This is a genomic window from Vibrio sp. 1978, from assembly GCF_033344345.1.
In genome coordinates this window covers 1-506 of sequence record NZ_JAWPOP010001088.1, presented here as the reverse complement: position 1 = coordinate 506, position 506 = coordinate 1, and the positions used below count along the sequence as shown (strand labels likewise).

The 506-nt window shown below is 47.6% G+C and carries 1 protein-coding gene; it reads right to left on the bottom strand.

Features of this window, described 5'->3' with window-relative positions; genetic code table 11:
* On the bottom strand, positions 1-506 hold a 506-nt coding region (locus tag R8N49_RS30800), incomplete at both ends, for a cobalamin biosynthesis protein (protein ID WP_318190909.1).

The window sequence follows — 506 nt, the reverse complement described above, 5'->3', positions numbered from 1 at the left end:
ATTTGAATGGCAGGTTTCCCAAATGGCGCATACTGACGACGGCTAGGAGACCAAGCTCGTGCTAGTTCCATGGTTAAGCGGTACATAAGCGCCCCAATCCCACCTGCGATGGCATACCAAAACAGTACACACACTACATTGCGACCAAAGCCCATAATGATGGTTTCAGCTCCGGCTTTACCTATACCGACAAGCGATAACGTTTCGGTATCACGATTCACAAAAGGCTTGAGTAGCTCGCGACAGCGCGTTTTATCCTCACGCGACAAGGCGAGGGCAAGTTGTTTGGTGAGGGTTTCGCAACTTCGCCAATCTAACGCTAATAGTAACAAGGCAAGTTCGTACAGAGGCTCTTGCCAAACTAAAGGCTTTAGAGCGATTAAGAGCACCAAACACGGCAATGTCATCAAAATAAGAGCGAGGCTTCCTGAGAGAATGCTTTGTGAGTAGCTATGGTGGTTATTTACTTTCTCTGCTAATTGTTCGGCTACCTTGCGCCATAAAGT